16 protein-coding genes are annotated in these 23,082 nt (G+C 67.9%); 3 read left to right on the top strand and 13 right to left on the bottom strand.

Translation table 11 applies throughout. The features are described from left to right. Positions 1-6: 6 nt before the first annotated feature. The 3 genes from E8A74_RS07630 to E8A74_RS07620 all read right to left on the bottom strand — a co-directional run bounded on the left by E8A74_RS07630 (position 7) and on the right by E8A74_RS07620 (position 5,525). Complete coding sequence (locus E8A74_RS07630) at positions 7-1,161, bottom strand: DUF4215 domain-containing protein (RefSeq protein WP_136928275.1); 1,155 nt, start codon at positions 1,159-1,161, stop codon at positions 7-9. Then, complete coding sequence (locus E8A74_RS07625) at positions 1,158-4,475, bottom strand: vWA domain-containing protein (RefSeq protein WP_170228941.1); 3,318 nt, start codon at positions 4,473-4,475, stop codon at positions 1,158-1,160. The genes E8A74_RS07630 and E8A74_RS07625 overlap by 4 nt, the downstream gene beginning before the upstream one ends. Positions 4,476-4,658: 183 nt before the next feature. Beyond that, positions 4,659-5,525 carry an NAD-dependent protein deacetylase gene (locus tag E8A74_RS07620; protein ID WP_136928273.1) on the bottom strand — a complete coding sequence of 289 codons (867 nt, stop codon included), beginning with the start codon at positions 5,523-5,525 and terminating at the stop codon, positions 4,659-4,661. A 71-nt stretch (positions 5,526-5,596) separates the two neighbouring features. On the opposite strand from E8A74_RS07620, the gene E8A74_RS07615 reads away from it, so the two are divergent. Then, entirely contained in the window at positions 5,597-5,929 is a 333-nt protein-coding gene (locus E8A74_RS07615) for an ATP-dependent Clp protease adaptor ClpS (RefSeq protein WP_136928272.1), read from the top strand. A gap of 9 nt (positions 5,930-5,938) precedes the next feature. Here the strand turns inward: E8A74_RS07615 and E8A74_RS07610 are convergent, their stop codons facing one another. The 5 genes from E8A74_RS07610 to E8A74_RS07590 form a co-directional block, all read right to left on the bottom strand. Then, positions 5,939-6,730, bottom strand: a complete 792-nt coding sequence (locus E8A74_RS07610; protein WP_136928271.1) for an alpha/beta hydrolase — start codon at positions 6,728-6,730, stop codon at positions 5,939-5,941. Between the two features lie 71 nt (positions 6,731-6,801). After that, positions 6,802-7,878: a PAAR domain-containing protein gene (locus E8A74_RS07605; protein WP_136928270.1), complete on the bottom strand. Its 1,077-nt coding sequence runs from the start codon at positions 7,876-7,878 to the stop codon at positions 6,802-6,804. Between the two features lie 10 nt (positions 7,879-7,888). Continuing rightward, positions 7,889-8,335 carry a DcrB-related protein gene (locus E8A74_RS07600; RefSeq protein WP_136928269.1) on the bottom strand — a complete coding sequence of 149 codons (447 nt, stop codon included), beginning with the start codon at positions 8,333-8,335 and terminating at the stop codon, positions 7,889-7,891. 10 nt (positions 8,336-8,345) lie between these two features. Next, complete coding sequence (locus E8A74_RS07595) at positions 8,346-12,224, bottom strand: type VI secretion system Vgr family protein (RefSeq protein ID WP_136928268.1); 3,879 nt, start codon at positions 12,222-12,224, stop codon at positions 8,346-8,348. Between the two features lie 187 nt (positions 12,225-12,411). After that, a complete protein-coding gene (locus E8A74_RS07590; RefSeq protein WP_136928267.1) occupies positions 12,412-12,867 on the bottom strand; it encodes a hypothetical protein in 456 nt (151 codons plus the stop codon). Here E8A74_RS07590 and E8A74_RS07585 point away from each other — a divergent pair. Next, positions 12,867-13,394, top strand: coding sequence for a hypothetical protein (locus E8A74_RS07585; RefSeq protein WP_136928266.1), 528 nt, complete (start codon positions 12,867-12,869; stop codon positions 13,392-13,394). The genes E8A74_RS07590 and E8A74_RS07585 overlap by 1 nt on opposite strands. Positions 13,395-13,795: 401 nt before the next feature. Here E8A74_RS07585 and E8A74_RS07580 read toward each other — a convergent pair whose 3' ends face one another. The 5 genes from E8A74_RS07580 to E8A74_RS07560 form a co-directional block, all read right to left on the bottom strand. After that, complete coding sequence (locus E8A74_RS07580) at positions 13,796-14,689, bottom strand: hypothetical protein (protein WP_136928265.1); 894 nt, start codon at positions 14,687-14,689, stop codon at positions 13,796-13,798. A gap of 24 nt (positions 14,690-14,713) precedes the next feature. Continuing rightward, positions 14,714-16,060, bottom strand: coding sequence for a hypothetical protein (locus E8A74_RS07575; RefSeq protein WP_136928264.1), 1,347 nt, complete (start codon positions 16,058-16,060; stop codon positions 14,714-14,716). Between the two features lie 517 nt (positions 16,061-16,577). Then, on the bottom strand, positions 16,578-17,291 hold the full coding sequence (locus tag E8A74_RS07570) for a hypothetical protein (protein WP_136928263.1): 714 nt from the start codon (positions 17,289-17,291) through the stop codon (positions 16,578-16,580). Between the two features lie 136 nt (positions 17,292-17,427). Next, entirely contained in the window at positions 17,428-18,129 is a 702-nt protein-coding gene (locus E8A74_RS07565) for a Fic family protein (RefSeq protein ID WP_269749865.1), read from the bottom strand. 134 nt (positions 18,130-18,263) lie between these two features. After that, positions 18,264-21,329, bottom strand: a complete 3,066-nt coding sequence (locus E8A74_RS07560) for an eCIS core domain-containing protein (protein ID WP_170228938.1) — start codon at positions 21,327-21,329, stop codon at positions 18,264-18,266. 679 nt (positions 21,330-22,008) lie between these two features. Here E8A74_RS07560 and E8A74_RS07550 point away from each other — a divergent pair. Beyond that, positions 22,009-23,082: DUF2169 family type VI secretion system accessory protein (locus E8A74_RS07550; RefSeq protein ID WP_136928260.1), on the top strand; the 1,074-nt coding region annotated here is incomplete at its 3' end.

Here is a 23,082-nt window from a genome sequence, read left to right as displayed (position 1 = left end):
AGAGCCTCACTGGATGACGATCTGAATGCCGTACGGGCTCGGGTCTCCGGCGAGGGAGCCGCCGCGCATGCGCACGAAGTACGTGCCCGCGGTGAGGTTTTGGGCGAGCGCGGATCCGCAGTTGCCGATGATGTCATCGCCCGTGGCGAGCACGGTCGTGCCATCGGGCGCGAGGATGTCGACGATCGTGTCGAGCGTCTTCGCCGCGCAGGCATTCGTGCCTTGATCGGTCGTGGTCGCCGTGAGGCTCGAAGCGGGGCCGGAGAGGACCACGGACACCACGTCGACGTCCCCGTGCGGCGTGAGCACCCCGTTCCACGGCGCCACGAAGGCGTTGGCCGTCGCGGGGGTGTCGTTCGGCTCGGTCTCCGTGATTTCGATCGAGCAGGTCGGGCTGCACCCGTCGCCCGCATCCGTATTGCCATCGTCGCAGGCCTCGGCGGGCGTCTTCTGCCCGTCGCCGCAGACGTCGGCGACCTGGTCGATGCGCAATCGATACAAGAACGTGGGGCTCGGCGCGGCGCCCGAGGCCACGACGCGCGCGAAATAAGATCCGGGCGCGAGGCTCGGCAGGACGGCGCGCGAGCAAGCGCCCTCCCCGGCGTCGTCGTCGCTCGCGAGGACGGTCACCCCGTCCGCCCCGCGGACTTCGAGGATCGTGTCGATCACGCCCGTGGCGCAGCCGCCGTCGCCGACGTCGAGGATCCGCGCGATCACGCTCGTGTTCGTGGCCGCGACGGTGAAGGAGACGAAATCGACGTCCCCTTCGGGCGCGATTTTCGCCGGGAAGGGGTCTTTGTACGGGCTCGCCTGGTCCGGGGTGTCATTCGGCTCGATCTCGCCGAGCTCCACGGTGCATTCCGGCGAGCAACCATCCCCGGCCTCGGTATTCCCGTCGTCGCACTCCTCGCCGGAATCGAGCGCGTCATCGCCGCAGACGGGCGTGGGCTTGCCGCCCGCTCCGCCTTGCCCGCCTGCGCCGCCTTGCCCGCCGATTCCACCGCCGCCGCCCTCTCCGCCTTGCCCGCCTGCGCCCCCGGGCCCTGCGCTGGAGGACGTGCTGCTCGACGAGCCATTGCTGCGCGGCGGGAGCCCCGCGCCCTCGCCGCACGCGGCGAGGGCCGTCCCGAGGAGACCCAATACGAGGATCGATCGTTTCATTCGGAGTCCGGGCAGGAGTAACTGAGATCCCAGCTCTTCACGATGGCCGCCGCGCTCTTGTTCGACGCGGGATTCAACGTGATCGAGAGCTCGAGGTGGCGCTGCCGGGCGTCGCCCGCGCCCAGTTTGTCGAAGAGGGAGAGCGGGCACGGCGCCGGGCCGCTCATCAGACAGACCTGCGTGTTGGGCGAGGCCTGCGCGGTCGCGAGGTTCTTGTACGCCGCGGCGGCGAGGCCCGCTTGGGTGGTCGCCGTGCGCGCCTTGAACACCACGTTCGTATCGGCGGCCGTGAGCGTGTCGTACGCGAGGAAGCCCCATTGCACCGTGGAGCCCTGCGGGCAAACCGCCTCGTACTTGTACGTGAACGTCGCGGGATCGTAGCCGCCGGGGCAGCCGAGATCGACGGAGAGCTTGGCGCCCGCGTCGTTCAGGACCGTCTGGCAGGTCGAGGGGCAGAGCTTGAGCTGGGCCGGGTTCGCCGGGTCGTCGTAATACCAGCCCGCCCCGCAGCCCGCCGCGGAGGCCAGGTTGGCGAGGACGACCGGCGCGCCGGCGCTCGGCGTGAACGTGACCTTCGCGGCGCTCGGATCGTAGACGCCGCCGTTCGGCACGACGAAATCACACGAGAGGGTGTCGCCCTTGATCTGGATCAGCGCCGAGAGCAGCTCGTTTTCGACGTTCCCGCCGGGCGCGACGAAAAAGCCTTTTTTCGTGCCGCCCTTCGTCGCGATCAGGTTCATGAACGTCTGGGCCGCGCCCTGGATGCCGATCGCGTACGTCTTGATGCCCTTCGTCGAGAATGCCGTGCCCGCGAGGTCGGAGATGTCCGTCTCGCTTTCGTTGCAGCCGACCGGATCTCCATCGGTCGCGAAGACCACGATGGCGTCCTCGTTGGGGTTCGCATTCTTGTAATTGATGGCCCATTGCGTCGCGCCCGAGAGCGCGGGGTACATGGGCGTGTTGCCGTTCGGCGATTTCGCGTCCAGCGCGTCGACGAGCTTCTTCTCCTGGGTGTCCGTCGGCGCGGATTGGAGCGTCAGGACGCCGACGTCGACGAGCGGCGATCGGCAGGCCGTGGCGCTGCACGTGGTGTCGTTGCAGCCCGAGACCGGCGCGTTGTCGGGCCAGAACCGGAGCGCGACGCCGAGACCCGCCGAGCCGGGATCCTTGACGAACTTCTTCAGCGCCTTCACGGTCGCCGACCAGCGCGTCTCGCCGCCGCCGATGTTCGTGGTCATCGAGCCGGAGCGGTCGAGGGCGATGAACATGTTCACGCGCTTGACCGTCGCGGTCGTCGTGTTCGAGCAGCTCGGCGAGCCGCAGGCGACGTTCGGCGCGAACGACGCCCAGTTGTCGAGGCACTGGCATTCGTCGAGCTGCGTGTAGCCGCCGTAGCTCGGCGGATTCACCATGATCTCGCGCTTCGTGGCGCTGAGGCCGCAGCTCGCCGCCGGCACGTTGATGCACTTGCCGGGGGGAATGGGGCTCGGCGTCACGCAGCTCTGGACACCGGCGAGCGCCTGGTTCGGGCTGCACTTGCCGAACTGGCCGGAGCCCGCGGCGTAATGGATGAGCTTCACGCCCGCGGGGGCCGTGGCGTTTCCGTGGTTGCACACAGGCACCGAGCCGCTGCAGGGGACGCCGATCGAAAGATCGTAGCCGGCGCAGTCCGGATCGGTTTGGCCAGGCAACCAGGGCACGCAGTCGCCCTTGACCGGACAACCCTGGCCGCAGAGCGTCTTCACGCGGTCGACGCAGAGGTTCGTCCAGGCGACGTTGCAGCAATCGGGCAGCTCCTGGCAGATCGTGGCGACGCACGAGTCGCACGCTGCGTCGAGCTTCTCGCCCGAGTCGCACTTGTTGTGGGAGCAAGGCGGATCCTGGTAGCACTTCGCGCCGCAAACGGTGTCGACCATGCCCACGCAGGCAGCGTCCCACTCGAACGGCCCGCACGATTTGCCGCACACGCTGCCGACCTTGTCCACGCAGGACGCGGTCCAGGTCGACGGATCGCAGGTTTTGCCGCACAAGGCGGGGACCTTGTCGACGCACCGCTGCGTCCAGCCCGCGGTGCACGAGTTCCCGCAGACGGTCGCGACCTTGTCCACGCAGGACGACGTCCATTTCGGCGAAGGACACCTGTCGTTCTGCTGGCAGACCGACCCGACGAGGTTCACGCAGGCCGCGCTCCACGTGCCGGTGCAGCAGCTCGGCTGTGCGGCGCACACCGCGGCCACGCAAGGATCGCAGGCCGTGTTGAGCTTGCTGCCGGTGACGCAGTAATCGTGCGTGCAGGCGACCGTGCCGGGCGTGAAATCGCAACACTTCGGCTCGGCGGCGCAGATCTGCGCCACGCACGAATGGCAGCCCGGGACGAGCGGATTGCCCGTCGAGCAATACCCGTGCGCGCACGTGCCGGTCGTGCCCAGGTTGCAGCACTTCGGATCGTCGGCGCAGACGCTCGCCGCGCACGGATCACACGCCGTCGTGAGCGAGCCCCCCGTCTTGCAATAGTCGTGGCTGCAGGAGCCCCACGCCGGCAGGCCGCAGCACCTCGGATCGACGTCGCAGATTGAGCTGACGCACGGATCGCAGCCGTCCGTGAGCTTCGCGCCGACTTCGCAATAATCGTGCGCGCACGTCCCGCCGTACGTCGTCTCGCAGCAGGTCGGGTCGATGGCGCAGATGTCGTCCACGCAGGGATCGCAGCCAACCCCGAGCGGAGCGCCGACGGCGCATTTGTTGTGGTTGCACGTGCCGAACACCGGCGCCGAGCAGTATTGGTTGAACTGGCAATCCACGCCCTCGGCACAAGGCTGGGCCACGCCTTGCGCGGCGAGGTCGGCCGGATAATTGCCGAGATCCCCGGTCTGCCACGTGAAGATGGGCGTCTGTGCGAACGGCTTGAGGCCGCCGGGCGGGTCCTCGTCGAAGACCTGGCACGAGGGATCACAGGGATTGTTCGCGCAATCGGCGAGGACGTTGTTGCTGCCCGGAGGAGCGGGTTTTTCGCTGGAAGCGCCGCCCGGGGCGAAGGGAGCCTTGTCCTCCTGGCACGGGCTCCACGCGCCATTCTGGCAGACGTGGACGCCTTTAAAGCACGACTTCACACCATTGTGCTCGCCGAGCTGCACGGTGCACGTCTTCTTCTGTCCCTCCTGACAGACGGCAGGCGCGCCCCCCGATCCCCCGCCGCTTCCGCCCTGGCCGCTGCCGCCCTCTCCTGCGCCCCCGGCGCCATTGTCCGACCCCCGCGGTGGCAAATCGTCAATTCCCTGACTGCAACCCACGAGCAGGAAAAGAAAAGGCACCACGAAGAGGGAGAGAAGCCCCCGGGATGATGAGGTTCTCGTCGGTCCGGAACCATAAGCCATGAGTGAGCGCCTCCAGTCCAACCTTCCATGATGCATGAAGGCAGTCTGAGATCAAGGCGTTTTGGTCACTGGAGTTATCGGCCTGGTTTCTGACGTTACCAGGGCGCCCCAGCGCGCGGGCCCTCACGCGCCGAGCGTCGTGACGAGCTGCGGCAAAAGCTCGCCGAGGCGCGCATCCACGCACAAGGCGGCGTGTTCGTCGCCGCGCGTCGGGCCGAGGTTCACAATGGCCACGGGCACGCCGCGCTCGCTCGCCCGACGCACGAACCGATACCCCGAGAACACCGTGAGCGACGAGCCCACGACGAGCAGCGCTTCGGCCTCGTCGAAGAGCGCCCATGCGGCGTCGGTGACGCGCGCCGGCACGTTCTCCCCAAAAAAGACGACGTCGGGCTTGAGCGTGCCGCCGCAGCCGAGACAAACGGGGACGTGGAAATCGACGAAGGCCTCGTGCTCGAGGTCGGCGTCGCCGTCGGGCGCGAGGGCCGTGCCCCACCTGTAATACGAAGGGTTTTCCGCGATGAGGCGCTCCTGCAAAGCGGCGCGTGGCTCCATCTCGCCGCAGCCGAGGCAACGCACGCGGGCGAGCGCGCCGTGCAGCTCGACCACGCGCTCGCTGCCCGCGGCCTGGTGCAGCCCGTCGACGTTCTGCGTGATCGTGCCCGCGAGCCGCCCTGCCCGTTCGAGCGCGGCGAGCGCTTCGTGCGCCGGGTTCGGCCGGGCCGCGGCGATCCTCGGCCAGCCGTTCATGCTGCGCGCCCAGTACCGCGCCCGCGACGCAGGCTCGTGCAAGAACTGGCGCGCCTGCATCGGATTGCGGGCGCGGCGCGCCGTCTCGGGGCCCCGATAATCGGGGATGCCCGACTCCGTGCTCATGCCCGCGCCGGCGAGCGCGACGATACGCCGGCCTTCGAGCAGCCGAGCGAGGCGCGAGGCGGGGGCGAGGTCTTCCGCTTCGGCGCTGGAAGAGGCGGAGAGCGACGAGGTCACGCCCGAGCGTAGCGCACGCGCCTTTGCGAGGCTTGTGGAGGGCGGGCGCGCGGATAAGATCCCGCTTGGCCATGGCGAACGACCCGAAGCGAAGGCGAGACGACACGGACTCCGATCTCGCCGTGGAGCAAAAGCGCAAGGTCGAGAAGGCGAAGCGCTGGCAGGTCGTCTTCCACAACGACAACTACACGACGAAATGGTTCGTGGTCGACGTCCTCGTCCGCTTCTTCCACATGGATGAGACGTCGGCGCTGAGCTTCATGCTCGTCGTGCACAGCACGGGCCGCGGCGTGGCCGGCGTCTACACGAAGGACGTGGCCGAGACGAAGGCGAAGCTCGTCCTGGAGCACGCGCGCGAGTACGGGATGCCGCTCCGGCTCACGGTCGAGCCGGACGACGATTGAAGCACCCGCTCAGGGCGCGTCGTCGCGTTTCCCGAGCACGAACGGGACGACCTCCGCCTCGACCTCGTCGAAGTGCCAGAGATCGTTGTGGTGCGCGCCTGCGACGGCGATGAATCGGCTGCGCGGCAGGCGCGCCGCGAGCTTCTTGCCGAGCTCCACGGGGATGAGCTCGTCGTCGGTGCCGTGCACGACGAGGACGGGCACCTTCACGCCAGCGGCCCGCGTGGCCGAGTCGAATCGATCCTGCAGGAGGAGCCGCACCGGCAAGAACGGGAAGATGCGCGCGCCCACGTCGGGCAAGGACGTGAACGGGCAGAGCAAGAGGACCCGCGCGCCGTGGCCCCGCGCGGCCATCTCCATCGCCACGCCCGTGCCGAGCGATTGTCCCGCGAGCACGAGGTCGCCCCGCGGGATCCCCCGATGCTCCACGAGGTGCCCGATCCCGCGCTCGGCCGCGTCGAAGAGCGCTTTCTCGCTCGGCTCGCCGAGGCCGCGCGCGAGCCCGTAGCCGGGATACTCGATCGCCGCGAACCCCGCCCCCGCGCGCGCGAAGAGATCCGCGAGCCACGCGCTGTCGGCGATCTGCTCGCCGTTTCCGTGGAAATACACGACCACGGGTCCACGCGCCGGCGGCGGCCGGAAGAGCATGGGCGTGCCGCCGTCGATCCGGAGGAGCTCAAAGGTGCCAGCGGGCGTGCGGCCCACCGCGGGCGCGGGGAAGACGATGCGGCGCTGGGCCGCGTAGAGCAGCCAGCAGAGCAGCAGGTAGAGCGCGACGATCGCTCCGAGGACGATGGCCATCACGCGACGCGCCCGGCGGGGTTTGGGGCCTTTCCGAGCGACATCGGTCCCCTCGGCCACGGCAGGCGCGCCTATTTTCCGCCGCCGAAGAGGAGCGCGCCGCCGAGGATCGATTCGAGCGCGCCGCCCACGGACCCCACGAGGTCCCCGACCTTGCCGAGCGCCGCGCCCGCCGCGCCCGCGACCTTGTCCACCGCGGCGCCCGCCTTGTCGGCGGCCTTCTCCGCGGCGCCGAGGGTTTTTCCGAGCGTCTTGTCGACCGCGCCCGTGAGCTTGTCGAGCGTGCCCGTCACGGCGCCCGTCGCCTTGTCGATCGTGCCCGTGACCGCGCCCGTCGCCTTGTCGAGCGCCTTTTCGTACTTTGCTTCCGCCTTGTCGAGCGTCTTGTCGATCGCGCCCGTGACCTTGTCGAGCGCCGCGTTCACCTTCGTGTCGACCTTGTCGAGCGTCGCGTTCGCCTTGCCCTGGGCTTTGTCGAGCGCCTTGTCGACCTTCGCCTGGGCCTTATCGAGCGTCTTCGACACCACGCCCGTGACCTTGTCGACCGCCGCCGAGACCTTCTCCGCGCCCTCGACGAGCGCCGCGCCGAGCTCGTTCATCCGCTCGATCGCGCCCGTCTTCGTCAGCACCGCGCCGAGCACGACCGCGCCGAGCGACCCCGCGAGATCGTTCAGCGACACCGGCTTCGGCGCCGCGGCCGCGCCGCCCACGACGACGGTCTTCACTCCGTCGCACACGGTCGCCCCGCAGCTCGTCTTGTCGCCGACCCGCACGAGCTGCATCCCGTGCACGAGCACGCTCGGGCTCCCTGCGACGATGGGCTGCGCCACGTGCGGCCCGCACGGCTGGGGCAGGGAAGGGGCGAGCACCGCCATCTGGCCCGGCCCGAGCATCACGTCCGCCGCGCCCGTGGCCACGACGCCCGTCGTCAGGATCGGGACCATGTCCACGATCGAGATCCTCGTCCCAGCCGGCGCCGCGCCGATGCCTGCGCCGAGGCTCGCCGCGCCCGCGCCGCCGAGCCCCGCGGGCCCCACGACCTCGCTGCCGAGCGTCGCCGCGACCATCGCCTGGCTCGGCGTCACGAGCGGCATCGCCGCGTGCGCGAGCCTCGAACCGACCTTCGCCGCGAGATGACCCGTGGTCATGGTGTCCTCCTCAGGCCTCCTCCCCCGGCCGGGGGAAACGCACCGTGGACAGGATCCGATCGAAGAGCGGGTTCATCTGATCCGCGTCGACCTTGGCCGCGGTCGCATTGAAGCAAAAGACCGTACGCCGCCGCCCGAGCGCCATCGCGAGCCGCTGCTCCAGCTCGCCCGCTTGCGCGCGCCACGTGAAATGCAGCTCGATCCCCGGCTGACCCCCGAGCGTGCGCTCCTTCCGCTCCACGAGCTCGAACCCTTCGAGGCGCTTGCCCAGCTCGGTGAGCTGCTTGTCCGCGTAGGAAGCGAGCGTCTCCTCGGGGGCGAGCACGTCGCGGGTCATGACCACGTTCGGCGCCGTGGATTGTCCGGGCCGCGGCGTGGCGGCGAACGCCACCATCGTCCGGTCTTCCCAGTGGCGGGGTACGTCGAAGGAGACGTCTCGGCTCTCGTATCGCGACATTCGCTTCTCCTCAGATAACCGCAGCGCGCTTCACGAACGCCTCGGCCAGCTCGCCCCAGGGCCGCTCGTAGACCACGTAGCCCTTCTTCGTCAGCGTGTGGACGAACGCGTCGCTCGACGAAAACCCGTTCATCTGCGCCTCGACGAGGTTTGCTTCGAGCTCGGCGCCCGAGACCGGCATCGCGCCCTGCGTCTTCATCACGAAGAGCTGCCCCTCGCCGGGGCTTTGCAAGATCGTGGCGCCCTTTGAACCGCCGTTGACCGCGGACGCGACGTCGTCGCCCGTGAACCCGCCGGCGCGCGAGAGGAGCTGCCCGAGCGATCCGCCGTCCGGCGTGGCGCCCTGGCCGAGGTGGATCTGCGGGCCCGAAAGCGCATGCGAGCCGCTCCCGCCGAGCGCGTTTTGCAGCGCGCTCTTCGCGTCGCCGAGCGCGCCCTGGCCTTGCTCCTGGGCCGCGCCGAGCGCGTCCGTCGTGCCCTCGGCCGCGTCTTTGCCCTGCCCCTTGAGGTCACCCCAGAAGTCCTCGGCCTCGTTCTTGATATCGCCCCAGGCGTCCTTCGCGTCGCCCTTGATGTCCTTCCAGGCGTCCTTCGCGTCCTCGACCGTCTGCTTGGCGTCAGCCTTCGTCTGGTTCCAGGTCTCCTTCGCCTCGGTCTTCGTCTGCTTCCAGGCGTCCTTCGCGTCCTCGACCGTCTGCTTGGCGTCAGCTTTCGTCTGGTTCCAGGTCTCCTTCGCCTCGGCCTTGGTCTGCTTCCAGGTCTCCTTGGCCTCTTCCCAGGTCTCTTTCGCCTCGGCCTTGGTCTGGTTCCAGGTCTCCTTCGCGTCGGTCTTGATCTCGTTCCACGCGGCCTTCGTCTCGGCGACGAACTCCTTCGGGATCGCCTTCACGTCCGCGATCATCTCCTTCGCGTCCGCGATGGTTTGCTTGACCGTCTCCTTCGCGCTCTCGATCTGGCCCTTCACCTCATCGACGACGGCCTTCGCCTGGCCCTTGATCTCCTCGACCTTGGCCTTCGCCTGGGCCTTCCACTCCTCGACCTTGCCCTTCCACTCCTGGACCTTCTGCTTGACCTCTTCCTTGGCGCCCTCGATCCGCGCCTTGAGCTCCTGCACGCGGGCCTTCGCGGCTTCGACCTGCGTCTTGGCCATCTCGAGGATCTCGCCCGCCTGCTTCTTCATCTCCTGGAAGCGCTCGACGGCCTGATCCTTGAGCGCGATCACGCGCTCCTTGATCTCCTGCACCTTGGCCTTGGCCTGCTCCTTGAGGTCGTTGATGCGGCCCTTGATCTCCTCGATCTTGGCCTTGGCCTGCTCCTTCACGGCCTCGATGCGGCCCTTGATCTCGTCGATCTTGGCCGTCACTCGCGCCTTGGCCTCGGCGAACTTCTCCTTCACCTCGGTCACCTTGCCGAGCACCGCCGCCTTCGCCGCTTCGAGCTTGCCCTTGAACTCCTCGACGATCGCCACCGCGCGCGCCTTGGCCTCTTCGAGCTTGCCGCGCAGCTCCTGGATCTTGGCCTGCACCTGCGCCTTCGCGGCTTCGAGCTTGGCACGGACCTCCTGGAACTTCGCGATGGCCATCTGCTTCGCGGCCTCGGCCCGCGCGCGCAGATCCTCGACCGCGCCGCGGATCTTCTCCTGCACGTCGCCCGCGATCTCGCCGGCCCGCGCGCGGATCTGATCGATGCGCTCCTGGAGTTTTTTCTGTTCGAGCGCCACGCGATCGAGGATGTCGTCCACGATCACGCCCGGCACGCCGAGCACCTTGTCGATCGCCGCCTGGAGCTGCTCGTTGATGGCCTCGGGCACCATCAAATACCCCGGCGCGTCCGCGATCGAGGCCGGCGGCTCTTCGAGCAGACGCCGCAGCGCGCCCTCGACGGCCTGTTCGTCGAAGCCGCCCGGGATCTCGTCGAAAATCTTCGCCTGGAGCGCCTTCGCCGCGTTGTTCACGGCCTCGGGGAACGAGAGATCGGCGAGGTTGATCTCGGCCGCGCCGAGGGACATCGGCATGGGCGAGCTCGCGCCCGCCGTGTTCAGCAGGACGTTCGGCGCGCCGTCGATGTGCACCTCGCGCCCCGCGAGCCCCGCGAGCCCGCCGGCGCTCACCTTGATGCTGCCGCTCGCGTCGAGGAAAATGTCGCCGCCCGCGAGCGTGAGTGATGCCTTGCCCGTCGAGAGCACGACCCTGTCGTTCGACAGCGAAGCGCCCGTCTCGCCGACCTGGATATGGCACTCGCCCCCGACGACGAGCACGTCACTCTGCTCGACGCGCGTCGTGCGGCTTCCGACGACGTGCAGCGTCTGATCCTTGCCGACCTTCCGCGTCTCGCGCTCGCCCACCTGCACGTCGAGATCCGTGCCGACCTGGAGCGTGTGTTTCTCCCGGACGACCTCCTCGCGGTCCTTTTGCGCGTGCATGAACACCTTCTCGCGCCCCTTGGCGTCCTCGAAGGTGATCTCGTTGAAGCCGCCGGATCCGGGCGAGCTGTCGCTCTTCCACGACGTCTTCGTCTTGTGATCGGGAAGCTTGTACGGGTGCGGCGACGTCCCGTTGAAGACGCGGCCGACGAGGATCGGCTGGTCGGGATCCCCTTCGAGGAAATCGACGAGCACCTCCTGCCCGACCCGCGGAATCGCGACGTTTCCATACCCGCGCCCGGCCCATACCTGGCTCACGCGGATCCAGCACGAGCTCTCGTCGGTGTATTTGCCTTCGCGATCCCAGTGGAACTGCACGCGCACGCGGCCGTACTCGTCCACGTGGATCTCCTCGCCGGGAGGACCGACGACGACCGCGCTCTGCAAGCCGCCCATGCGCGGCTTCGGCGTGACGGGCACGGGCCTGTACGGATCGTCGGCGAACACGGCCGTGCCGGTGCTCGACCAATCACCCTCGCTCGTCCCTTCGAGCGTGCGTTGCACGAGCAGCAGGCGATTCTCCTTGGCGAGATCGTCGCGCGGATGCGCCTCCATGCAGAACACGTCGCCGGGCGAGAGGCCAAGCGCGGTCGTCTGGAACAGGACCTTGCGGCGCCCTTGCCGCGCGCCGTCGAGCCTGCGCGCCGCGAGCGCCTTGGCCTCGCGCTCGTCGACGCGCCCCGGATCCACGACGAACGCGCCGGGCACGTAGCTGTAACTCTCGTATCGATCCTCTTGATCGAACGTCGACTTCGCCTCGGCGATGAGCTGGAAGTCGGGCCGCCTGCGGAAATCGTGATCCCGCAGCGTCATCCGGCCCTGCCGCACCTGGTGCGAGACCTTTACGTGCGTGATCGCGTCGCGGGACTTCGCGTGCTCCAGGTTGTTCACGTAGAGCAGCGGCGCGCCGGCCTCGCGCACCGTGGGATCGGTGATGAGCACGAGCTTGCTCGGCATCTCGCTGCCCGGATCCGGCGGGCGGAAGTGGTAGCTGATGCCTGCTTCTTCGAGCAGCCGCGAGAGGAACGCGAAGTCGGTCTCGCCGTACTGCACGCGGTACTCGAGCTTGGGGAACGTCCCCGCGTCGAGCTCGAGCACGGGCTCGATCTCCCAATCCGCGAGCAACTTCTTGGCGATGTCGGGGATCGAGAGGTGCTGAAAGATGCGCTGGTTGCGGCGTTGCGAGGTCCGCCAGAGCGCCGGCACGATCCGCAGGAAGTACGTCGAGAGCCCGTCCGGCTCGACCTCGATCTGCTCGGCGAACTGCACGACGCCGGTCCAGGCGAGGCCCCCCGCGACCTTGAACCCCGCGCCGTTGCCGACGAGGGCGTCGAGGTCGATGTCCTCATCCACCGAGCGCGCGACGAGCGAGACGTCGAAGAGCGTCGACATCTCCTCGACGACCGAAAAGCTCCGCACGGAGAGGTGGATGTCCTTCGCGGCGAAACGAAGCTCTAGGTTTTCCATGGGACAGCGTGCAAAAGGATACGCGAGCCCAAGGCAGGCGGGAAGACGGAAGCTTCGTGTAGGATGGCCCCGTGCGAAGGCCAGGACCCCCGTGGCTCCTCCCCCTCCTTTTGCCGTGTGCAGCACGCGTTGCGGCGAAATACGCGTGCGTGGCCTCGCACCGGCGGGCCGGATCTCGCTCGCCCCTTCACCTGCGCAAACCGTGCAGGCCCCATTGCAGGCGCCCGCGGGCCCTGACGGGGATGTCGGCTCGCCGGATCCGCTGGTCCTCGAGGCGCATGATCCCGCGGGCCGGTGGGTGATCCTTTGCCAGCCGCGCGAGGACACGAATGGGGACGGCCAGGTCGAGGCGCACCGGGGTAACCACGGCGGGCCGTCCGGCGACGACGTCGACCCCTATCTGATCCTCGGATCGGGCGCGGGACAGCCGATCGACCAGTACGTGGCATATGCGGGCTCCCACGTCGCCGTGATTCGCGACGGCAAGCTCGTGGTCGTCGACGTCGAGGGGCGGACCGAGACCGTATTGCCGCGCGCCGACGTGACCGACGACAACGACCCCTTCAGCCCGCACCGAACCGCCGTCTTCGACGCCACGGGCAGGACGCTCGCCTACCTCGCGACCCACGGCGAGGATGTTCATTGGCCGCTCGGCGTATTCGTCCAGGATTCGGGCTTTTCTACGAAAAAGGTGGGGACGGGGAGCGTGGTGTTGCTCCGGACCGTGACCCCGAGGAGGGCAACGCGGACCCGCCGGACGTGCTCGTCGACATGGAGCACCACGGCGTGCTCCACCCCTTTCCCGAGGGAGCGCGCGCGCTTTCGGCCTACGACAGGTATGCGCTGTACGTGTCTGCAGAGAACAAACTCATGCTGCGTGAGAGGAGGCTCGGCGAGGATTTCGTCCTTCGTCCTTCCGAGCGCAACGTGCTCATGGATCAGGTCGGGCGGTTTGCCCATGGGGGCTCCGAGGTCTTCGACCTCGAGCGCGGCGTCGTCGGCGAGGTGTCCCTCTTTTATGCGATGGTCCTGACGACGGACGGATGGGCCCTCGGCGTTCCGCACACGCCCGAGGACAAAATCCCGGAGCGAAACGAGCTGTGGAGGGGGCCTTTGCGCTGGGCGAAGCCGAAGCCGGAGCCGTATTACGGCCGCTTCGGTTCGTGGTAACTTTCGCCTCGATGCTCCGCCTCCACACCTTTCCTCCGTCCCCCCACGCACTCAACGTTCGCCTCGGATCGAATTCGCGCCCGTGACGCCTGGCGGAAAGGCCATCGAGCTGTGACGAGAACTGCACCGTGACGACAAAAGCCACCAGCAAAAAAACAACGAAACGGTCCGCGCCCGCGCCCGACGACGTCGAAGCGTTCCTCGTGTCGCTCGCGCATCCCTTCGAGAAGGAGATCCGCGAGATCCGGCAAATGACCCTCGGCGCCGACGCCCGTATCGGCGAAGGCATCAAGTGGAACGCGCCGAGCTTTCGCACGACAGAGTTTTTCGCGACGTTCCATTTGCGCGCGAAGGACGGCGTGCAGATCATCCTGGCGGACGACCTCGGCCGCGAGAAGCGGCTAGCCCTCTTCCACCCGAATCGGGAGCCAATCGAACCCAGTCACGCCGGCGTCGCGGTAGATACGCCAGACCTTGGGGGTGACGAGGAACCAGGGGTACGGGAAGAGCGCGTCGCTCACGTCGCCGTTGAACCTCGGCTCGCCGAACCATTCCCATGTGAGGTTGACATCCTGCATGTCGGCGAGGTCCGCGGCGTGGTAGACGAGCCGGGTGGGCTGCTCGGCCGTGCCGGTCACGCCGCTTCGTCCGCATGCACAATGCGTGTCTCGGATGATGCCGGTCGATCGGGGTGACATGGGAGGCAAAGTCTTGTTGGCGCACAATTGCCTCCAGGGAAGCTGGAAACGCACCTGGTTCTCGAACGCTGCGAAGACGCCTCGAAACGAGAGTCCGGTGACGCCGCTCGACGCGAGTTGCCCCGCCAGCCGATCCTCGACGATGAGGTCACTGTAGTACGTGGACGCGGCGCGGCGCCCTTCGAGCGCGTTCAGCTCCTCTCCATTGATGAGCAGCGCGGAGGTTTGCCGCGCACCGGCTCCGCAGACCTTGCAGGCGTCCGTGACGTCATACGTCGTGCCGATCCGGGGGCCGCCGAATATCTCCAGTTCGGGTTTCGGATCGATGAGGAGCAGCGGCGCTGCATCGAGTTCGGCGTCGGTGAAGAGGTCTCTTTTCCAGACCACGCGCCTCTCGCCGTGTTGCTCCAGAAGCCGGAGCAGAATGGGCAGACGCTCGTCGGTTTCGTCGAGCGTGACCCATACGTCGACGGCTTGTGGACCGAAGCCTTCCCTCACGTCCGCCACGTCGGGACCACATCGGGCGGGCACCAGCACGGCCTCGGCCCCGCCGGGGATGCGGTGGCCATAGAAGAACACACGAACTTCGGTATTCATGTCCTTGTCTCGCTGTGTCTCGATTTACTTCACGAAGTAGGGCTTGATGGCATCGAGCCAGTGCGGATTGTCCACATACGCATCCTGGTAATGCTTCCAGAGTTCCTTCAGGTCGCGGGCACTGGGGGTCAGCTCCTTCAGCTTCTTCGTGATGTTCTTGTGTTTCGCCTCGGTCAAAATCACCGACGGTATCTTGTCAAGTTCCTTCGTAAGGCCCCACCTGCCGGCCATCGCCTTCTCCAGGAGGTGATGCGCCTGGTACGACCCGCCGAGGTTGTCCGTGAACTTCTTCATCACCTCGTACGCGCCGATCGCCCCATTCTGCTCCAGCGCGGCCGCGATGTCCGCCCCGTACTGCTTGGCCAAGAACTCCGCCGTCTCCTTCGACAGCTCCTCCGTCCCCTGAAGGAGGAGCGGCGCCTTTTTCGCGCACGCCTCCTCCAGCTTCTTCACGAACTTGTCGGCCTGCCCGAGGACCACACCCGAGGCGATCGCCGCGGTGGCCACCGCTGCCTGGACGATGGGGTTGTCGACCCCGTCCTCGTTCGTCCCCCCGATGACGCCGAACTGCTTGCCGTCCTTCCGCGAAAGGTCGGCGTTCATCTCGCCATTTGCAATGGCAGACGCAATCGCGAGCTCCCGCGCGATCTCTTCGAGCCGCGTCTTCGGCTTTCCCTTGCCGTTCCCTTTGCCTTGGCACCCGTCCTTCGTCTGCTCGCACGGGACAGCGCTCACGAGTGGTCGCCCTTGCCGATGCTGAAGCTCCGGCAGCGCGCCGCCCCGATCCACCAGCGTGCAATGCTCGTCGACGCATTTCGGCGGGTGCACCTCGTCCCGCTTTGGCAAGACGCCCTGCGATGGCAAGAGCGGCTCGTTCGAAAGCACGCCCTCGGGTGGAGGCGGCGAGGACTTCGGTTTTTCCGGCGGACGCTCCGGCATCTTCTTCACGCCGGGTGGGAGGACGTTGGCTTGCTCGTCTTTTTGAATTGGCGGAGTCTTCGGGCCCTCGGATTCCTTGGCCGGCGCCGCCTCCTTTTTCTCTTCGGCCGGCACCTTCGCTGGTTCCGGACGCGGCGGCGGCGGGGGGCACTTCAGCTTGTTGTACGGGATCGGCAAAAGCCGGACGCTCTTGGGCGCCGCGTAAGGATCGTAGATGTAAATGGCGTGCCCCTGGGCCCTCTGCGTGAACTGCGCCCGATCGCGGGTGGTCCACACGCTCGCCGAGCCCAGCTCATAACTCCACTGGTTCACGCCGGGCGGGACGTCCGGCGGGATGACGCAGACGCGGAACGTGAGCGCATGCACGACGCTCGGCGCGCACAAGATGAAGAGGAGCAGCGGCAAACACCAGGCGAAGACACGACGAAGCATCGGCGGACCCCTCGGGAAGCACGCGCCCTCCCAGTGACTCCCGCGGCGGTGAGCGGGCCTGCGTTCTTCCCGTCGAGCCTTTTGCCATGGGCCCCGGAAGGAACACAACCCTTCCGCCGCCTGCACCCGCTCGCGTCGGATTTCGCCCTCGGAGGCCGGCAAATCACGGCATGAAAGCAGGTTCGAGCCTTCGGACCTGCACAACCCCCGCGACGGTCTCCCGGCGCCTCGTTCGGACATGCTCGAACGATGCACAGGAAGTGGCGTGGTTCACATTTGAAAATGTCCGAACGATGCACAGGAGCCCCGGCGGGGCGTTCGGACCTGCGCGAGGGCGCTGGCGGCGTCGGGCGCGACGGTTTTCGGATCCCGAACGGCGTCGCGCTCGCCCCGTGCGGAGGGCGGAGGTGGCAGAATGCGTGGTTTCGGGGCTCCTGTGCATCGTTCGCGCAAACGCGAAGACGGGATCCCGATCTCGGGGCAGAATTTGCCAGCGACAAAAGCGAGGTTTCGGCGTTTAGCCCTCGTTCCCCGCGCCTCCGCTCTCGCCGGCGCCCTTCTTGGTGTTGCGCTCGCGCCGCAAGAAAAACGACTCGACGAGCTTGCGTTGGCCCGGGAACGCGGCGCGGAGCATGCCGTAGGCCTTTTCGAGCGCCGTGCGGACCGCGAGCCGGCCCTGGATCTCGGCATCGCCGGCTTTGTTCTGCGCCATTTCGGTGGCGTCGAGCGCGTCGCGGATCGTGAAGCTCTTTTCGAGCGCTTCCTTCAGGCTGGCCTGGGCGGCGGCCTTGCCCGAGAAATCCTCGACGCCCGCGAGGCGCGAAAGGATGCGCTCGGCGAGCTCGGGCTCCTCGCGGAGCTTCGCCTCGGTGATCTCCCCGGCGGTGCCCTCCTGAAAGACGTGCTTGTACACGGGATTGTCACGGCTGCGCATGGCGGGGCCATTCAAGAGGGCGTCACTCACGCCCATGATACGCAGGTCGAGGATGACGTCCCGAATGCCGAACTGCGCGCGGAGCTTCGTCGCGGCCCTGCGCGCGGCTCGCTCCGTCACGACAGCGAGGCCGAGCCCATCCGCGGCCGCCGTGACGATGGCGTCCGCCTCGACGATGGCCGCGCGTTGCGCCGCCGTCAGCGTCTCCGCGTCGGCCCACCCCTCCGCCGCGCCGCGGAAATGGTCGGTGTGCTTTTCGTAGACCTCGCTCGATGCGTTTACGTCGGGTGCTTGCATATCGTGGATCCTCTCGGCCCGGGTGGGGGGGAACGGGGTGGAAGGTTGGCAGGGGAAGTTACGGGCTGTTGTGTGGGGGCGTCAAGGGCGGAAGTGGGGGGCCGGTGGGGCAAGCGCCTCCCCTGAGAGGGCGTCGTCATTCACGCTCTTCGGCTTGCCAGCGTTCGAGCGCATCGAGCACTTCGTGGTGCTCCACCAGCACCACGTCACCACTGGCAGTCTCGCACACGTCCGTTGCGCCCATCGAGCTCTGGCGCAACGCAATCTCGCCGTAGTCGAAGTACCACGCGCGGAAGGTCTCGTCGGTGATCTCCCCCTTGGGGGCGGGAATGCGCTCCCACGGTACGTAGAAGCACGCCTCGCGGAGCTTCTCGGCGATGAAGGCGCGCATGGCGCGCTCGCTGCGATGGGCCGCGTAAAACGCTTGGCGCTCGGCCTCGCGAAAAAGGATGAGCGGCACGGGCGCTTGCAGCGCGACCCAGTTCGCGACGAGGCGGCCGATACGGCCGTTGCCGTCGGCGAACGGGCGAATCACCTCGAAACGCTGGAGCGTGTCGGCGATGGCTTGCACGATGCACGACTCTTCCGAAAATGCCGTGCGAGCGTGCTGGTTCACGTCCTCGAGCCATTGGCGCAGCAGCGGCTCGACCTGGTCGTAGGCGGGCGGGACATGTCCGCCGACGCGTACCTCGACGGGGTCGCTGGGGCCGCGCAGGTGGCCCATGGAGGCCGCCGGTCGTGGGTGGCCATGGTGGGTTTGCTCTTCGGTGATCAAGGCGTGCCATGAGCAGAGCTCCTCGAGCGAGAGCGGCCGCCGCTCTCGGGCGAGGGACTGCATGCGCAGGAGCGCGCCAAAATGCCCGGCGTATGGGACCTGGTTCGCGGGCGAGGCGTAGTCGATGGTGGTGATGTCCGCCATCGCGCTGCTCTCATGGAGGAACGCGATCGCCCGAGCGTGGACGGAGGAGTGGGTCATGGCTGTACCTTCGGCTTGATCGGCCCGCGGATGGCCTCTGGTATCTTTGCGACCGCGCGCTCGATGGCATCCATCACCCGCAGCGTCATCGCGTCGGGCGTGAGCACCTTTGCGGGATGGAGCATGGCGTCTCTCGGGAAGATGGCGACCATTTCCTCCGGGTGGAGGAAAACGCCCTCGGGGATGCCGTTGGATCGCAGGATGTAATCCATGACCAGGCGCGTGGTTCGACCATTGCCATCGATGAACGGGTGAATGGTGACGAGGCGCTGGTACGACAGCGCGGCGAGCTGCACCGGGTTCATCTTGCCACGGTTGGCTTCATACCACTTCAGGAAATCCTGCATCTCCTGAGACACGGCAGCCCCGGGAAAGTAGCGGTTTGTGCCGCCGGTAGCCACATCCACGGTGCGGAGCTTTCCGCCCATGGTCTGCTTTTCGGTCTCCGCCAGCAGGATACGGTTGATCTCGCGAATACGGTCGAGCGTCAGCGGCTCGCCGGCATCCGCCCAGCGCTGCACCTGCTCCGCCGCTCGTTGCCAGCGAGCCACGGCTTCCGGGCTTGCTTTCGAGGTCCGGGAGGAGGCGGCGCGCATGGCGTCGAGGTCGGCCTCGGCCTGCGCCAAGGCGGCTCGCTGGTCGGGGGGCAGCAGCTCGGGGTTGCGACGTGCCTTCGTGATGCGCTCGAAGTTGGGGCGCAGGCGCTCCTGGAAAGCGTCGACGGCGGCGCGCGTCTCGGCTGTGGCCTCGCGCGCGAGCAGCTTGCGCACGGGCTCCGCCATGTAGGCGGTGCTGGCTTCTTCCGCGGCGGCGATGGAGGATGAGGATTGCGCTGTGGCCTCCGCGTTCGAGCGCGTGGCCGCCGCCTGGGGCTGGGGGTTGGCCTCCAGCGGCTTGCCCTTGACCGGCGCCGGGGCGGCGCCTGCGGGTGGGGCGACGACAGGCGTGAGGCGACCCGTGGCGAGCGCTTGGCGCGCCGCCTCGACGTCGCCCTTCGCAGCGTGCAGCGCTTCGATCGCGAGCGCTCCATGCTCGCGCACCAGAATCTGCGCTTCGGAGCTCGCCTGGATCCATTTCGCGACTTGATCGATACCCCCCTTGCCGATGCGTGTCTGGAGCCGGGCGTAAAGCTGCGCGCCCTCGGGGGTGAGCTCGAGCATCGCGGCGACGCGCCGAAAGCGCCGGAACGCGCGTATTCCGAGCACGGCGCCGAGGACGAAAATGGCGGCGCCGGTCAACTGCTCGACGCCGCCCGCGACGTGCCCCTTCGACAGCTCCTTGACCCCCGAAACGACACCTGTCGGTAGGTCGTAGACGACGCCTTTGGCCATCGAGAGCAGGCCCATCGTCATGTAGTCCGCGCCCGCGAATACCAGCTTGCCCGGCGTCAACTGGGCTTGGAGGGCCTGCCAATCATGGGCCATCACGAGCCCCCTGTACGGCTCCGGCAGCTCTACGCCCATCCGGAACGCCTCCCTACCCTTGCTCTCCTGGGCGACCCGTGTCGAATCGAGGAGGTTCATCGTCCCCCGACCGATGGCGCGCGGTACGTCCATGACCTCGGCGCTCCGATCGTGGAACTTGCTTCGGTCCACGCCCAGCTCGTCGAGCAGCTTCGCGACCTCCGGCATCTCGTTGATGGTCTGGTACAGGTGCTGTCCCGCCGCGAGCAGCCCGAGCACGGCCTCGGCGTCGTCGCCCGGCATCGACACAAACATAGAATGGGCGAAGATTTGAGCGCGTTCCACGCCCCACGAGCGCGTGATCTCGACCAAGAACTCGGCGCGTGCCTCGTTCACGGCTTGTCGCTGCGGCGCGAGGATGGGCCCGAGCGCGCCGAACCGGACGATGTTCCACCCGGTCGGATCGTCGAGTTTGCCGAGGACACGATCCATGTCGACGCTGCGCTGGAGTTCGATGAACTCCGAGGGGGTGGCTGCCTGAAACACCGACAGGATGTCGCGCCCGGTCCACCAGTCGTCGAGCAGCTCGTTGATCTTTGCAACCTTCTCGTCGAGGCTGAGCGCCTTGTAAGGATTCGCAGGTGCCTCCGGCTCGGGGCCGGGCGCCTCCTCCTCGGCCACGGGCGCGGGGGGCTCGGCGACGGGCGCGAGGGGCGGCGATGAGACGGTGGAAGCCGACACCGGGGGCACGGCAGGCGCCTGCTCGAGGGACGCCTCGTCGAGTGGCTCCATCACGGAGAGCTCCGAGCCGAGCGGCTCCGCTTCCGCTTCCGACGGGCGCAAAGACGCCCCTTCCGCCGGCGAGAGTCGAAGCTTGGGCAGCGCGGGCGCGATCTCGACGACGTTGACCGTGACGCCCGCCGGCAAGCGCGGATTCAGCCTGACGCTCGTACCTGGAGTGACGGAAATGACGATCCAGAGGTTCTTGCCGTCGGTGGTCGACGCGTTGACGCCGACCTTGATGTTGCCGCGTTTCGGCGTAGTGATCTCCGCGATCCCGGTGTTCGGCTTGAGCATCACGCGAGCCGCCCCCGCAGCCGGGTCGGGTATCAGAAGCACCCGATGGATAGCCGAGCTCGGCTCCGGGCCGGCGGCTTGACGCTGCAAGAGAGGCCGGTGTGCATCGGCGGAGCGGGCTTGTTGCGCGACATGGGCCAGCTCGTGAGCAAGCAACCGCTGTCCCTCGTTCGAATCCGGCCGAAACGCGCCGGCTGAGAACACCACGTGACGGCCCGTGGTGAAGGCCTTGGCGTGGAGCTGCTCGGCCAGCGCTGCTGCTTGCCCGCCGGTGTGGATGAGCGCGTCACCGAGGTCATGCCCCAGCTGTGGCTCGTAGAACGCGCGCAGTGGAGCCACGAGAGGCGCGCCACCGCTACCGCAGACCTCCGACACCCGTGCTGCGAGCGCGGGGGGCAGAGAGGGGTCGGCTCCCTCCGGTCCCGCCGTGAGGGCCGTCATCACGGGTGGCGCGGGCCCGGCGGGATGTGACGCGTTTTCGGCGACCCGGTCCGCCTCGCGTTCGTGGCGATCGGCCGCGGCTCGAACCATGAATCGTGGCTGCATTTCCAGCGCCGCCACGCTTGATGGGCTCGGCGTCACGTTCGCGCTCGTCCGCGGCGCTGCAGCGCCACGCACGTCTTCCGGGCGGTCAGGGGCACTCCGAGCACTTCGTGGGAAGAGAGGTATCTCCAGGAGGGACCGTCGCCAGGGAGCGACGGGCAGCGGAGCAACCCGCCCACGACGATCCGAGTCTTCGGGCTCGAGCCGAGACCGTGCAGCCCCGTCCGAAGGCCCTGGATTGAACCTCGACCGCAGAAGGGACCGCTGCTGCGTGGGCTTCGAGGTCGGATGAAGCGGCTTGGAAGCGTGTTGCGTGCGATCGAACATGGCCGAGAAAGCCTCCTCTCGGAAAGTGATTCCAGTTTATATCGAAGTCGCGCGTGATGTGTGTTTTTAGGACCGTTGCTCACGTCAGGTGGAATCGTCCTGCGAAATTGGAGATTTCTGCGCAACATCGCCGATCCGCAATACCTGCTACGTCCCCTGCCATCATCAAAACATCATAAATCTCGAGCATCACGACCCCTCTGCCGACGACCCCATCGCCGGGACCCCCGTCCCCGAGCGGGATCCCCTGCATACCGCCCCCGCTTGCGCTCCCGCTCCCGCTCCCGCTTCCGCCCCCGCTCCCGCTCCCGCTTGCGCTCCCGCTCCCGCTCCCGCTCCCGCTCCCGCTCCCGCTTCCGCCCCTTCCCCCCGTTGTGGTAGCGTCCCGCCGATGGAGGTCGTCGCGCTCGGCCCCTTCTACGTGGCCTCTCTCCCTTGGCAAAGGCAGAGCCGCGAGTGGGTGCTCACCGTCGTCTGCAAAGCCACATTCGATCTCGCCCCGGGAGAGCTCCGCCTCTCCTCGGGCCAGGAGCCGATCAACGACGCCGACAACCACTGGGACGACGATCCCCGCCGCAGCGTCTACTCCCCGAGCGACCTCGTCCCGTTCCGCAAAGGCGCCGACGTCACCCTCGTCGGCCACGCCTTTGCTGCGCACCACCAGCCTTGCCGCTCTCTCCTTGCGCGTTTGGTCGTCGGCTCCCTCGACAAGGCCATCGAGGTCCACGCCGACCGCACGTGGTCCGGCGAGGCGCAGATCACCGACGGCCCTGCCTTCACCCACATGCCCTTGCGCTACGAACGCGCGCAGGGCGGGGCCGGCACGATGAACCCGGTCGGGATCCCCGTCGTCCCCGGCCCCTTGCCGAACCTCCACCCCGCGCGCCGACAACACACGCTGAAGGATGACGGATCCCCCGTCGGTTTTGGCCCGATCGCCGCGGGCTGGCCCCAGCGCGAGACCCGCCTCCGGCGCCATCGCGGCAGCTTTTCCCACGCGGAATGGCACACGCGGCCCCTGCCCGACGACATCGAGATCGAGTACTTCAACGCCGCGCCGGCCGATCAGCGCCTCCCCGAGATCACGCCTGATCTCGAGATGGTCCTCGAACACCTCCACCCCGATCATCCCCGCCTCACGACGCGCTTGCCGGGCCTCCGCCCGCAGGCGTTCGTCGAGCGCCCGCGCGGCGGCGCGCAGGAGCTCAACCTCGTCGGGGATGCCCTCTGGATCGACACGGATCGGGCGATCTGCACCGTCACGTGGCGTGGCCAGATGCCGCTGCTCTCGCGCGACGAGCGCGGGCGTGTCCTCGTCGCGATGGGCGCGGCCCGCCAGAAGCTCGGCTGGGACGACGTGCAGATGCTCGTCCGCGCGCTCGCCCCGCAAAAATCGTCCACGCCCGCGCAGCCCGCGCAGCCCGCGCAGCCCGCCGCGCCGGCCCCCGCGCCCCCCGCGCCCCCC

The organism is Polyangium fumosum (assembly GCF_005144585.1).
Classification (GTDB): Bacteria; Myxococcota_A; Polyangia; order Polyangiales; family Polyangiaceae; genus Polyangium; species Polyangium fumosum.
The sequence above is the reverse complement of the archived record's forward strand: the minus strand, read 5'-3'. Positions and strand labels throughout refer to the sequence as shown.